Source organism: Metabacillus malikii (assembly GCF_030813355.1).
GTDB classification, from domain to species: Bacteria; Bacillota; Bacilli; order Bacillales; family Bacillaceae; genus Metabacillus; species Metabacillus malikii.
In genome coordinates this window covers 140,551-155,021 of the sequence record NZ_JAUSUD010000002.1, presented here as the reverse complement: position 1 = coordinate 155,021, position 14,471 = coordinate 140,551, and the positions used below count along the sequence as shown (strand labels likewise).

The following is a 14,471-nucleotide window of genomic DNA, read 5'->3' as shown; positions in this document are numbered from 1 at the left end:
CACTTCATTTATTACGTATTAACCAATTGTTCATTTTGAATTGAGCTTGTTGAATTTCTAATAATAATTTCCGGCTCATAAATCTTTTGGCGATTTTCTTCTCTCTCCTGCAAACCATTTTCTACGGCAGAGACAATCCATTTTGCCGCATCAATTCCCATATCCATTTTCGGATGGGTAATGGATGTTAACTTTATTTCTGATGCTTCAGCTAAGTAAGAATCATCATAACCGACAATCGAGAGTTCTTCTGGTACTTTTATCTCTAATTCACGTAATACATTTAATGAATTAATCGCTATTTCATCATTGTAACAAATAATTCCGGTAGGTCTTTCTTCTGATTCAAGTATTTCTTTTACTTTACTTAAATAAGACCCTTCTTTCTCCTCGGTTGTATATGTTACGATCATTTCAGGGAAAAACGGAATATTATTCTCTCTAAAAGCTCGAATGAACCCCTGCATTCTGTTTAATCCTTGGATATCATCACTCTTAAAAATCCCAATGATTTTTCTATGTCCTAATTGTATTAAGTGATTGGTTGCAATGTAACCGCCTTGTTCATCATTTAAAATCAAATTTGGTGGGTCTAGTTGTGGGTAGTATTGATTTATCATTAAATATGGAATATTGTTTTGTTCCATTTCTAAATAATAATGTAAATTCGGATTGTAGCTGCTACTTCTCGTAGGTTCTACAATAAGTCCATCAATATTTCTGCTCAACATCGCTTCTAGGCATTGCTTTTCCTTCTCTGGATCATTATCAGTACAAGCAAATGTCAATGAATATCCTTGTGAGGATAAATAAGATTCAATTCCTTTAATAATCGAAGGAAAAATATAATCAGAAATATACGTGGTGATAACCCCGATATTCTTTCCTGTTGAACTCACAGGCTGTATATGCAATTTTTCTTTGCGATTTGAAACAAATGTACCTGCCCCTTGTTCCCGGTAGAGCCAACCTTCATGAACTAAGTCTCCAACCGCTTGTCGAACGGTATGACGGCTCACTTCAAACATTTTCACTAATTCATTTTCAGAATGAATTTTCTCCCCCGGAGAGACCTTTCCATCCTCAATCCATTCTTTTATTTTTTGTTTTACCATGCCTGCCTTTGTTTGTTGTGCCATTATGTCACCACTTTCAGCTTGTATGTTACTAAGTTAACTTATTCGTACAACTATAAAAACATTATACACTATGAACTTAATTATTTAAAATTATTCTTAACTTTTTTTTACTAAAAGTAAAATACTTTCATACAGTTAATCCTGTATACATCGGGTATTTGTGTTGTTTTTAGTTAGAATTTTAATTTTTTACTTGTTCCAATTAATTCAAGGTTGTACTTTCACTTCTAGTATTGATACTAACAAGTTTCAAAGGAAGGACTCGATTCGTGAAGAAAATCAAAATAACTATAGTCATATTTACTTTAGCTTTTTACGGAAAAGATGGTGGTTTTTTGTACTTACTATATATAAGGATTGGTTGAAGCTGATTTGAGGACTACGTCAACTACGTAAAAAACAACAGTGTTTACGAAACCATCCTTTACTAGTAAATAATAAAAATGAGTTGACATTATTTCATCAACTCATTTTATTATATATATTGTTAAATAAAACAAATTATTTAATTTATTTACTTCGAATACCCCTCTTTTGTAGTCCAGGATACGTTTGACATGTCCAACGTTCATGACAACTAGTCTATTCACAGTGAAACTTAGTGACAATTCATTATTAAGAAGCTTTATTTTTATTATAAATATCGAATGCAACTGCAGCTAAAAGAACTAACCCTTTAATCCCTTGCTGCCAATCAACACCTAAGCCTAATAAAGACATTCCGTTATTCATAATCCCCATGACGAGGCCACCAATTATTGCACCGGGAACTGTCCCAATTCCACCATATGCTGATGCTCCTCCAATAAAACACGCTGCTATAGCATCAAGTTCAAAAAGATTTCCTGCTTTTGGTGTTGCTGCATTTAATCTTGCTGCAAATAATAAGCCTGATAATGCAGATAAAACACCCATATTAACAAAGACCCAAAATGTCATTCGTTTCGTTTTAATTCCTGATAATTGGGCTGCTTTTTCATTTCCACCAATCGCATAAACATGGCGTCCTGCCTTCGTTTTGTTCGTTACAAACGTATATAACACAATTAGAATAGCTAAAATGATTAATATGTTCGGAATACCCTCATAGGTTGCTAAAATATATGTGAACACATTCAGTAGCGCTACCATACCGATAAGCTTAGCTATAAAAATACCAAGCGGTTGAACTTCGAATTGATAGTTAACCTCTGTTCTTCGCCCTTTAATTTGTGTAAAAATTAGTATAAGTGAAAGGACTGCCCCAATAATAATTGTTAATAGATGGATTGAACCACCACCAATGTCAGGGATAAACCCAGAGCTTATTTTTTGAAAGGATTCAGGGAATGGTGCGATCGATTTTCCTTCTAAAACAATCATTGTTAAGCCTCTAAACAGAAGCATTCCTGCTAAAGTCACAATAAAGGCTGGGATTTTCACATATGCAACCCAGAAACCTTGCCAAGCACCGATAATTGCACCGACAACTAATGAAATAATGACTGCTAAGAACATCGGCACTTCATAATTGACCATTAGAATTGCTGAAATTGCACCAACAAATGCAGCAACAGATCCAACTGATAAATCAATATGACCGGTTATAATGACGAGTACCATTCCAATGGCTAAAACTAATATATAACTATTTTGCAAGATTAAATTCGTAATATTTAATGGTCGTAATAATAGTCCATCAGTTAAGATTTGAAATAGGACCATTATGAATAGTAACGCAATGATCATACTGGAATTACGGATATTGTTTTGAATCAATGATTTAAATGGTGATTCTTTCACTAATTGCGGCTGATTGCTTAAGTCAGTTTTCATGTTTTGTTACCCCCTTATCTTACTTCTTGTCATGTAGGTCATTAATTTTTCTTGATTGGCCTCATCCTTATTCAGTTCACCTGTAATCCTACCTTCATTTAAGGTGTAGATTCGGTCGCACATACCTAATAATTCTGGGAGTTCAGATGAAATAATGAGGATACCTTTACCGTCCATTGCAAGCTCATTAATAATTGTATATATTTCATACTTAGCTCCAACATCTATCCCACGTGTCGGCTCATCCAATATTAAAATATCAGGTTCTGAAAAAATCCATTTACTTAATACAATTTTTTGTTGATTCCCACCACTCAGGTTACCTGCTTTTTGAAAAATGCTAGGTGTTTTTATTCTTAATTTTTCCCTGTATTCTTCTGCTACTAATATCTCTTTATTTTTATCTAAAATCGCATTTTTTGTTATTTTACTTAAACTAGCTAATGTAATATTTTGCTTAATATCCTCCATTAATATTAAGCCGTTCCCTTTTCGGTCTTCCGATACATACGCTATTCCTTGCTCAATTGCTGAACTCACGTCGTTAAAATGGACTTCCTGACCATCCTTCAGCATTTGTCCGGATATTTTTTTGCCATATGACTTCCCAAAAATACTCATTGCCAGCTCGGTACGTCCTGCACCCATTAAGCCTGCAATCCCAACAATTTCACCTTTACGAATATGGAGATTAACATCATCAATGACTTTCCTGTCAGTGTGTAGAGGGTGGTATACATTCCAATTTTTCACTTCAAAAAATGTTTGACCAATCTTTGGTGTTCTCGTCGGATATCGATTTGTCAAGTCTCTTCCGACCATTCCTTTAATAATCCGGTCCTCGTCCACTTTGTCCTGTTTCATATTAAGTGTTTCAATTGTTTGACCGTCCCGTATAATTGTAATTGAATCTGCAACCTTCTCAATCTCATTTAATTTGTGTGAAATAATGATTGCTGACATCCCTTGTTTTTTAAATTCAATTAATAAGTTTAATAAATTCTCACTATCATCTTCATTTAAAGAAGCTGTTGGTTCATCAAGAATTAAGAGTTTAACTTCTTTAGATAATGCCTTCGCAATCTCAACTAGCTGCTGCTTTCCGACACCAATTGAATCAACCTTAGTATTTGGTGATTCATTAAGCCCGACCTTTTTTAATAGTTCTTTCGTTTTTAACGTTGTCGCATGCCAATTAATAACACCTTTATTCGCAATTTCATTCCCTAGAAAGATATTTTCTGAAATTGATAGTTCAGGGATTAATGCAAGTTCCTGATGGATAATAACAATCCCCAGTTCTTCACTATCTTTAATTGTCTTAAAGTTACAAATTTCATTTTGAAATAAGATGTCACCACTATATGTTCCAAAAGGGTATACACCGCTTAATACTTTCATTAAAGTAGACTTTCCAGCACCATTTTCTCCGCACAAGGCATGAATTTCTCCTTCCTTCACCTGTAAATTCACCTTGTCTAAAGCTTTTACTCCTGGAAACTCCTTCGTAATATCCTTCATTTCTAAAATAAGGTTCGCCATCGTTTTTCTTCACCTACTTTCGGTTTTGGTTAATTACCTAATTGCTGCTTTGTATAGTATTCACTTTCAACTAACACAGACTCGTAATTTGTCTTGTCAACTGAGATTGGATTCAGAAGATACGCAGGTACAACCTTTTTCCCATTGTCATATGTTTCAACATCGTTCACTTCAGCAGCTTTCCCATTAATGAGTGAATCTGCCATATCTACTGCCTTTTTTGCTAATTCTCGTGTGTCTTTAAAAACTGTTTGTGTCTGCTGATTATTAATGATTGATTTTATCGAAGCTAATTCAGCATCTTGTCCTGTAATAACTGGCATTGGTTTATCTTCACTACCATATCCAACGCCTTTCAAAGATGAAATCACGCCTATACTAATGCCATCATACGGAGACAAAACAGCATCGATTCGTTCTTCAGAGTAATAAGCACTTAAAAGGTTATCCATTCTTGACTGGGCAAGTGCGCCATCCCACCTTAACGTTGCACCTTGGTTAAATTTTGTTTGATTACTTCTTACAACCAGCTTTCCAGATTTAATATATGGTTCTAAGATTGACATCGCACCATCGAAGAAGAAATATGCGTTATTATCATCCGGCGAACCAGCAAAAATTTCGATATGATACGGACCTTCGTTGTTTTTTAATCCCAGTTTTTCTTCAATATATGTTCCTTGAAGCACACCAACTTGAAAATTATCAAATGTTGCATAATAGTCTACATATTCACTGTGCTGGATTAATCGATCATAGGAAATAACTTTAATCCCTCGTTTATTCGCTCTTTCAAGAACACTCGTTAAACCAGACCTGTCATCAATTGGTGCGATGACAAGTATATCGACACCTTTTGTAATCATGTTTTCTATTTGTGCCGTTTGATTTTCAATAATATCCTCTGCATATTGTAAATCTGTTTTATAACCAAGAGCTTCAAATTGCTTTTTCATATTTTCCCCATCATTTACCCATCTTTCGGAAGATTTAGTAGGCATCGATATACCGATAAAGCCTTTGCTTCCCCCATTTGCCTTTTCAATTCCACACCCTGATAATCCGATAAGCAAAATACATAATATAAAAGCTGTAAATAGTTTCCCCTTCAATAGAGTTTCCCCCTTTCCACATGTACAGTAACCGCCAATAACCCCTAACATTAAAGCGCTTACTACCTTTGAAATCACTAAAAATATACCACTTAACAAGCAGGCAGTCTTTTTAATAAAACTACTATTTTTATAAATTTTTAACTTACATTAAAACGCTTACATAAGTTTTTATAAAAATGAGCATGGAGCATTGCATTTAAAAGTAAGTAAAAAAGCATGACCTCTTTGCTACAATAGCTAATGTGGTCATGCTCAAACAATAATAATGTTTCATAGTGCTTTCATCGACAAATCCATTAATAGAATTGTAATTTTTTACGATATTTATTCGGAGAAACTCCAATTACTTTTTTGAAAGAAGTACTAAAGTAATGCTGTGTTTCATAACCAACCTTTTCAGCTATTTCAACGATCGCCAATTCTGTATTTTGGAGGAGTTCGACCGACTTTTTGATTCGTAAGTTTGTAACGAGATGCACAAAAGAAACTCCTAATTCTTGTTTTATGACTCTGCTTAAATATACTGGTGAGACATTTAACGTGTTAGCTACACGCTCTAACGTCATTTTCGATTCAGTATAATGAGCTTGAATATATTGCTGCGCTCTTCGTACTATAGGTGAAATTGACGTTTCACGATTATATAAATCTTTACAAACTTTGTATGCTCTTGCAACGGTGTCTGTCTCAGCATTTAATGATTCCACTGTAATTTGAACGACAGCGCTTAAATATCCATTTAGGTCATTTTCAATCTGTACCCACTCCTTTTCATTAAGCTGATGCCAAAGGAGTAGGATAAATTGTTCTTCTTCATCTTGAAAAATCATATGCCTATACTGTTCGAGTTTCATTTCTAAGCGTGACCGGATGATAGATAGTATTTCCTTTTCTTCCTTCTCATTCATAATTGGTTTTTTTACCAAAAACTCAGGACATTGCAATAGGGCTACTTGTTGCGGCTGTTCATTCGGTAAGTCAAAAAAGGTTAATTGTTTAGTAATTTCCTCATCTTCTAAAACACCTTCAATCCAATCTCTTCCGAATTTCTCTAGCATAACATTTTTATTTTTTTCAATATGATTGCTTGCAACGAGAAAATATTTTTTTCGTTTTATACTTTCCTCTAATTCTTCCTTTACTGTTGAAAGTACTTTGAATAATTGGTCAGGCTCAACAGGCTTTAAAATATAATCAGTTACTTGTAAACGAATTGCCTCTTGCGCATAAGAGAAATCATCATACCCTGAAATGATAACTATTTTGCAATTTTGTTGTTGCTCTTTAAGTTTTTTTATAAGAGAGAGTCCATTCATGATTGGCATGTTAAGGTCGACAAGCAATATTTCAATTTCGAGTTCTAACGCTAAGGCTAATGCTTCCTCTCCATCCTCCGCTTCGGCTGCGACTTCCATATTAAGTGATTTCCAATCAACATTGTCACGAATTCCTTCACGGATAATCGGCTCATCATCTGCTATTAATACTTTCCAAATAGTATCCTCCATGTGAGCTCCTCCTTATCTCTTTCCTTCTATCATTGGCAAACTAATTATTACGATTGTGCCTTTTTGGGGTTCACTCTGGATGCTCAATCCATACTCTTCTCCGTATGTTAATTTAATTCGTGATTGGACGTTCATCATTCCATAGCCTAGTAAACTATTTTCCCTATCTTCATTCATAACGGAAAATGTATTTAATTTACTTTGAAGTATAGCTAATTTATCACTTTCAATCCCTTTTCCATCATCTTGTACAGTAATAAAAATCTTATCTTCTTGCGTTTTGGCGGAAATAACTATAAGTCCTGGACCCTTTCTTTCCTTTATCCCGTGATAAATCGCATTCTCTACAATAGGCTGCAAGATTAATTTAACAACTTGCAAATTACCTAATTCTTCGTCAAATTCAATCGAGTAATTCAGTTTATCACGATACCTTGCTTTTTGAATGCTTAAATAACTATGAATATGTGCTATTTCTTCTGCTAGAGTGACCATATCCTTTCCGTTATTGAGACCAATTCGAAATAATCGTGATAAGGAATTAACAACTTGTGCGACATCACTTGCACCTTGTTTTCTAGCCATCCAACTAATTGTATCTAAAGTATTATAAAGAAAATGCGGCTGAATATGAGCCTGTAAACTTCTAAGTTCAGCTTCTCTTTTTTTCCGTTCTTGTTGCTCTGTAACAATAAGTAAATCATTTATTTTACTTATCATCGCATTAAAACTTTGACCAAGCTTTCCAATTTCATCTTCTCTGTTACCTTTATATCGCATTCCTAAATTACCTGTTTCTACCTTTTTCATCACAGACATTAATTGGATAATCGGCTTTGACATTGAATCTGATAAATAAAATGATGCAGCAATACCAAAGATAATGATTAAAAAGACGAAGCATATTACGAAAAAGTGAATGGTTCTAACTTCAACAACTAATTCTTTAGCGGAAAACACACCAACTGTTGTCCAATTTGTGAAAGGTTGTTTTTTATATATAAATTGTAGCTTATTTCCATTGCTTTCTTCAGAGAAAAAACCTGAATCTTCTTTTAAAATTTGCTTGATTGGTAAATCATCAATTAACCTTTTTCTCGGAGAATAGATTTCCTCCCCTTTGTCATCAACGACCATTAAATATCCAGTTTTTCCTAGTTTAACAGTTTTAGTAGCTTCAGCGATTACGCGTAATTTTAAATCGATTAGTACAACACCTTGAACTTTTTGGGTTTCTGGTTCTAAAATGGCTCGAACAACTGTAACGACTTCATTATCTTTATAATTTACATGACTTGCCAAGTTACGATTTTTCGGATGACCTATGATATTGAATATTCCTTTATTCTCAACAGCTTCCCCATACCACTGCTCTTTAGTAAGGTTTATCGATGTTCGTGTATACAAATCATTACTTATGTAGTGTCCTTGATGATTAACGATTAGGATACTTGCAACTTCTGGATATAATGTTGACAGTCCTTGGATAAATTGTCTAATTGAATATTCCTCATCCTCTGTTCGCATTTTTTGATGTTCGGTTAGAAATTTTTTAATCTCAGGATCCATCGATAAAAGATAACTAACGTTTTGCATATTGCTTACATACACTTCCAACTTTTTATTCACCTGATCGATTAATTGAAGCGTATGTTCTGTTTCCCGCTTATCAATTATTTTCTCTACGGTAAAAGCTGTTAATAAGCCAAGTCCAATAGCTGGTAAAATACTAATAATGAGTAATAGTGCGATAATTTTATGCCTAATCGGCAAATTGTTTAATTTAAATGCAGCTAGCTTCATGAATCGTCAACTCTCGTTTCTATTAGTTCAATCTGCATAATATTCCTCGACATTATCATTTGTCACGATAGAAATTCCCGTATCCACATAGTTAGGTAGTTTCGTTGTGCCTGTATATAGACCATGATCATACTCTTCATTTTGCTGAACTAGAAATTGCAACGACCAATACCCCATATTCCAAGTTCCTTGTGCTAGTGTAGCCGAAATATGACCATCTCTAATTTTATCAAGTGTTTGTTTGTCGGTATCAAAACTAATGATTTTCAATTCGTTATTGTTGTAAGCTTCAAGTGCATTTGCGATTCCTACCCCACCATTTGCCTCCGTCGCAAAGATACCATTTACATCTGGATAGTGTTGTAAAATATCTCGTGCTGCTTGTTCAGATTTAAGCTGGTCTCCTTTGCCATCTTTGATTGCAACGATTTCAATATTTGGGTGTTTATCGCGAATTGTATCAATAAACCCATTTGTTCTTTCCTGATGATTTAACTGTTTTGGTAAGGTAACAACCGCTACCTTTCCTTTTCCATCTAATAAATCAGCCATTTTGTTGGCACCAGCTTCACCCGCAGCATAATTATTCGTACCTAGGAACGTGTGCGCAGCACTCTCTGGGGCATCCGAATCAAACAATACAACAGGAATCCCCGCCTCCACTGCCTTATTAATCGTTGTGTTCAGCTCATCTGGATTTATTGCAGAAATCGCAATTCCGGCAGGCTTCTTTGCTATAACTTGTTCAAGTACAGTAATTTGTTCATATACATCATATTGAGTCGCGCCACGGTATTCAGTATAGACATCTAATTCAGTTGCTGCGTCCTCAAACCCTTTTATTGCATTTTTCCAGTAATCAATACCCGCTTGAAACGTGACCATTACATATTCATCACCATCGTCATTAATCAATTGTTCATCATATTTACTAAACGGATTCGTCAAGGGGTGCCTTAAATAGATATGAAAAATAAACATAAAAAAAAGTATAAAAAGAAGTACATATACATATAAGAGTTTCTTCATTACATTTACACCTCTATTCCATAAATGAAGTACGTATTAGCTATACCACCTCATTTAACTTGATAATCTCTATTATACTAGTAGATACCACTTTCCCTTGGAAATACCAATGAACCCCTGCTTGTCTTCCTCAATTAAAAATTATCTTTTTCAAATTTAAATTACATATTCCTCAAACAATTTTAATCTATTATAACTGTATTATCATGTTAATCTCTTTTCCATTTTAAATACTTGAATTTATCTCAATTTTTTAGTAAACTCATCTTCGTACTTCAAATTTTATATTTTTATACCTGTATAACCTTAAGGATATGGCTTAAGGGTCTCTACCAGGAACCTTAAAATCCTGATTACAGAAAATGAAATGATTCGTTTTTTGTAATTGGGGTTTTTTATTATTTTTAGCTGCTTATAACACTATTACTTTACGATTGAAGCGGAATGGTTAATATACTACTGCGAGAAAAACGTGCTGATAGAAGCCTACTGTCGTACGTACTTAATGCTACAATCAAAAATTAATTTTACAGGAGCTAGCAATTAACTATTTAAAATATAGAAAGGATGAAGTTAAGTTATGAACATACGTGTTTTTATCCTCGCTTTATCAACGATTGCAGTTGGTCTAGTTGAATTAATTGTCGGTGGCATTTTACCGATGATTGCTGACGATTTTAGTATTTCTTTAAGTAGTGCTGGACAGCTTATCACGGTGTTTGCTCTTATCTATGCAATTGCAGGTCCAGTATTGCTTGTTCTAACTAGCAAATTTGAGCGGAAAAAGATTTACTTAGTATCTTTATTTGTTTTCTTTATCGGAAATATGATGACGTATTTTAGTCAAAGCTTTACATTAATGATGGTTGCACGAATATTCACTTCAATGAGCACGGCACTTATCGTTGTTTTGTCGTTAACGATTGCTGCTAAAATCGTTGCTCCAACACACCGTGCAAAGGCATTAGGACTCATCTATATGGGGATTAGCTCATCGCTCGTAATGGGTGTGCCGCTTGGAATTTTAATTTCTAATTTATTTGGTTGGCGTGTAATTTTCTTAGGAATCGCTCTTTTATCGATAGGTTCATTTATCTTAATCGTTATTTTCTTAGAAAAAATCCCAGGTGAAACATCAATCCCACTTTCACAACAATTAAAAGCTGTTGCAAGTGCAAAAATCGGCAGCGCACATCTTGCAACACTATTTATGCTTGCGGGCCATTATACTGTTTATGCTTATTTTACACCATTCCTTGAAACGGAACTCCATCTTAATTCTACATGGATTAGCATTTGTTATTTATTATTCGGAATTGCAGCTGTGAGCGGTGGAGCGTTCGGGGGTATTCTTTCTGATTCATTAGGAGCACGCAAAAGCATACTGACAGTCATTAGTGCCTTTGCTATTATTTTATTTATCTTACCATTTAGTACTTTTTCACTGATTGTATTTATCCCAATCATGATGATTTGGGCAGCATTAAGCTGGAGCTTAGCCCCTGCACAACAAAGTTATTTAATTGAAACCGACCCACTCACATCAGATATCCAACAAAGCTTCAATAATTCAGCGCTACAAGTTGGGATTTCACTCGGCTCAGCAATTGGTGGCATCGTGTTGAGTCAAACAGGTACAGTCTCAACAACTGCTTGGTTTGGAGCGATTATCGTTTTGATTTCTTTACTATGTGCGGTCTTTTCTCTAACTAGAAAGAAGGAGCTTAACGAAGAAATAGTTGTAAATGTTAAATCACATTCTTAATTCAGATATATCACCTAGCGATTCTTATGGATCGCTTTTTTGTATCGTATAAAAAATTAGAAGAATGCAAAAAACTCGGATAAGTAGTAATCCGAGTTGGCTGATTTCCATCCGCATTTACTAAATAACGTTTTAAGCAAACTGAAAATCTTCATCTAATGGAAGATGAGATATAATATTGTATTCTTTAATTTTCCAGCCTGTTTCATTGTATTGGATATTGCTAATGCTAGCATTAACAATTTCGGTTTTGCCAGTCCCAATTTCCCCATTAGAAAGATTAGCTAACAATGCATTTATCACAGCACCATGAGCAATTAATACAATTTTCTGTTGGAAATACCTTTGTCTAACTTTCTCAATACCTGTCACGACGCGATTTTCAAAAGAATTCATTTCTTCCTGATCAGGAATAATACCTGTTGGAAACCTTTCAAGCCGTTCCTCTTGTTCCATACCTTCCGCGATACCGAAACCTCTTTCAACAAACTCCTCCATTTCAACAATCGGAAGGTTCAAGCATTTATTAATTATTTCGGCAGTTTGTTTTGCCCGTTTTAACGGACTTGTAATGATGACATCCCATTTTTCAGTTTTCAAGAAATTTCCACAATACATAGCCTGTTCCATTCCATGTTGATTTAGAGGGATATCTGTTTGACCTTGTAATTTACCGATTATATTCCAGTCTGTTTCACCGTGTCTCACAATACTAATCGTACTAATGTTAATCACTCCAGATAGACATGTTCTTTTTTCTAGAGTACCATTCAGAACGTGCGTTGGTCTATGTTGTTTTTAGATAGCATGATGACGAGAATGTAAAATGTTAGACATCACATCACAAGCATTTCCATTCTGTACTCTAGTGTTTAAGTGATGTCTAACCCTTTTTTAGTGTAGCTTGCAATCTATTAAGCTTGTAATTGCTTAAGCTTATAAAATTCACCTTTATTATTCATCAGTTCCTCAAAGCTGCCTTGCTCAACACATGTACCATTTTGCATGACAATGATACGGTCAGCATCTCGAATTGTTGAAAGGCGGTGTGCGACAATAAACGTTGTTCTCCCTTTAATCAGCTTTTGAATTGCCTGTTGAACACGGTACTCGGATACGTTATCTAGTGCTGATGTTGCTTCATCTAGTAAAATGATTTGCGGATCACGAATAATCGCTCTAGCAATTGCAATACGTTGTCTTTGACCACCTGATAACTTGCCACCATGTTCACCTATCATCGTGTCTAGACCTTCTGGCATATCGTCAATCACATCTTGAAGGTTAGCCATTTCAATGACCTCTTGAAGTCGTTCCTCTGATACATCTTGCATTCCATATGTAATATTATCTTTAATTGACCCTGAAAATAAAATTGTATTTTGAGGGACTACAGCAAGTTTGCGACGGTACGATTGCATATGAACATCATCAAAAGGAACACCATCAATAAGCAGCCGACCTTCATTCGGACGATAAAAGCCTAACACCATGCTTAACACAGTTGATTTCCCCGCCCCTGAAGCACCAACAAGTGCTACACATTCGCCTGCAGCAACTTCAAGGTTCAAATCATTTAACACATGTTTCGTTGAATCTGTATAATGGAAATTTACATGTTCAAATGTGATTTTTCCATTTACTTCAGCTAGTTTCTTTTTCCCTTGATATTCAACAGTTTGTGTAGAAAATAATACCTCTGAAACAGAAATAATTGATTCATAACCTTTCGCTAATTGTGGATATACATTAATAATTTGATTAATTGACATTAAAATAGTTGTAAAAAAGCCTTGATACATAACAACATCGCCAACTGTTATTTGACCTTGATATGCAAGAAATGCAGTAAACATTAAACAGAACATTTGAAAGAGCTGAAAGACGACCCATCCAGTAGCACCGAAATATGCTTCTGAAATATCAAGCTTATAGCCTTTCCCTTTTAAGTTTGATAATGTATGGTCTGTTTTCTTAATTTCTAGATCTTCAAGTCCATGTGCACGTGTTACAGGTATCATTGTCAATGTTTCAGCAACCTGCCCTGACATCGTTTCAATTTGTTTTCGAAATTCATTGTTTTTCTTTTGTAAATTCCGTTTAAAAGAGTAGACTAATAGAATTGCGACAGGTATAACTAACACGAAAAAAAGTGCGACAAGCAAATTTTTACTTGCTGTAACTCCAATCGCAACGACAACACTAGTTAATGCAGCCGAGAAAGAATACATAATCTGCTTCGATAAAAACTCAATACTTTCTACATCCCTTAAAACTTTCGATTGTAACTTCCCTGACCTGAGCTCGCTATGATAAGAAATCGATAGATGCTGCAACTTTCTAACTAAAGTACTTCTTAAACCCGCTTCTACATGACGGGATGCCTTACTCAAGAAACTAATATGGAGTAGCTGTGAAGGAATGTTTTGAATAATAATAAATGCTACGATCGCTAAGTTTATCCAAAGCTCAGTAGTACTATGTTCCTTTGGATTACTTGCAATATCAATCATATTTGCAGTAATAATTGGAATAATCCATACCGGTGAATGTTTAATTAAAAAGAAAAAGAAAGAAAGTGCAATATTATGAAATTGACCTTTATATAACATATATAGCGTCTTAAACGCACCTTCTACTTTTCCAGGTCCATTTCTGAAACGTTGTTCAAAATCAAATGATTGCGGCTTTTGATTTGCTTTCATCTTGTTGCCCTCCCCATCATCAAATACATATTAACTTTTTATAAAGTTAT

At 34.7% G+C, this 14,471-nt stretch carries 10 protein-coding genes and 1 riboswitch; of the genes, 1 reads left to right on the top strand and 9 read right to left on the bottom strand.

Going from position 1 to position 14,471, the window contains the following annotated elements:
• Positions 1 to 11 precede the first annotated feature (11 nt).
• The 7 genes from J2S19_RS02980 to J2S19_RS02950 all read right to left on the bottom strand — a co-directional run bounded on the left by J2S19_RS02980 (position 12) and on the right by J2S19_RS02950 (position 9,951).
• A complete protein-coding gene (locus J2S19_RS02980) occupies positions 12 to 1,139 on the bottom strand; it encodes a GntR family transcriptional regulator (protein ID WP_307336988.1) in 1,128 nt (375 codons plus the stop codon).
• A gap of 615 nt (positions 1,140 to 1,754) precedes the next feature.
• Positions 1,755 to 2,867 carry a multiple monosaccharide ABC transporter permease gene (gene mmsB / locus J2S19_RS02975; protein WP_370875042.1) on the bottom strand — a complete coding sequence of 371 codons (1,113 nt, stop codon included), beginning with the start codon at positions 2,865 to 2,867 and terminating at the stop codon, positions 1,755 to 1,757.
• Positions 2,868 to 2,960: 93 nt separating this feature from the next.
• A complete protein-coding gene (gene mmsA / locus J2S19_RS02970) occupies positions 2,961 to 4,496 on the bottom strand; it encodes a multiple monosaccharide ABC transporter ATP-binding protein (protein ID WP_307336984.1) in 1,536 nt (511 codons plus the stop codon).
• Between the two features lie 29 nt (positions 4,497 to 4,525).
• A complete protein-coding gene (gene chvE / locus J2S19_RS02965; RefSeq protein WP_370875041.1) occupies positions 4,526 to 5,572 on the bottom strand; it encodes a multiple monosaccharide ABC transporter substrate-binding protein in 1,047 nt (348 codons plus the stop codon).
• 335 nt (positions 5,573 to 5,907) lie between these two features.
• A complete protein-coding gene (locus J2S19_RS02960; RefSeq protein ID WP_307336980.1) occupies positions 5,908 to 7,119 on the bottom strand; it encodes a response regulator transcription factor in 1,212 nt (403 codons plus the stop codon).
• Positions 7,120 to 7,131: 12 nt separating this feature from the next.
• The gene (locus tag J2S19_RS02955; protein WP_307336977.1) at positions 7,132 to 8,922 is read right to left on the bottom strand and encodes a cache domain-containing sensor histidine kinase; all 1,791 of its coding nucleotides are present in this window, start codon (positions 8,920 to 8,922) and stop codon (positions 7,132 to 7,134) included.
• A 27-nt stretch (positions 8,923 to 8,949) separates the two neighbouring features.
• Positions 8,950 to 9,951 carry a substrate-binding domain-containing protein gene (locus tag J2S19_RS02950; protein ID WP_307336974.1) on the bottom strand — a complete coding sequence of 334 codons (1,002 nt, stop codon included), beginning with the start codon at positions 9,949 to 9,951 and terminating at the stop codon, positions 8,950 to 8,952.
• A 276-nt stretch (positions 9,952 to 10,227) separates the two neighbouring features.
• Positions 10,228 to 10,327: riboswitch (purine riboswitch) on the top strand.
• A gap of 204 nt (positions 10,328 to 10,531) precedes the next feature.
• On the opposite strand from J2S19_RS02950, the gene J2S19_RS02945 reads away from it, so the two are divergent.
• The gene (locus J2S19_RS02945; RefSeq protein WP_307336971.1) at positions 10,532 to 11,716 is read left to right on the top strand and encodes an MFS transporter; all 1,185 of its coding nucleotides are present in this window, start codon (positions 10,532 to 10,534) and stop codon (positions 11,714 to 11,716) included.
• A 132-nt stretch (positions 11,717 to 11,848) separates the two neighbouring features.
• On the opposite strand, the gene J2S19_RS02940 is transcribed toward J2S19_RS02945, so the two are convergent.
• A complete protein-coding gene (locus J2S19_RS02940; RefSeq protein ID WP_307337511.1) occupies positions 11,849 to 12,442 on the bottom strand; it encodes a histidine phosphatase family protein in 594 nt (197 codons plus the stop codon).
• 188 nt (positions 12,443 to 12,630) lie between these two features.
• Positions 12,631 to 14,421, bottom strand: a complete 1,791-nt coding sequence (locus tag J2S19_RS02935) for an ABC transporter ATP-binding protein (protein WP_307336968.1) — start codon at positions 14,419 to 14,421, stop codon at positions 12,631 to 12,633.
• Positions 14,422 to 14,471 lie beyond the last annotated feature (50 nt).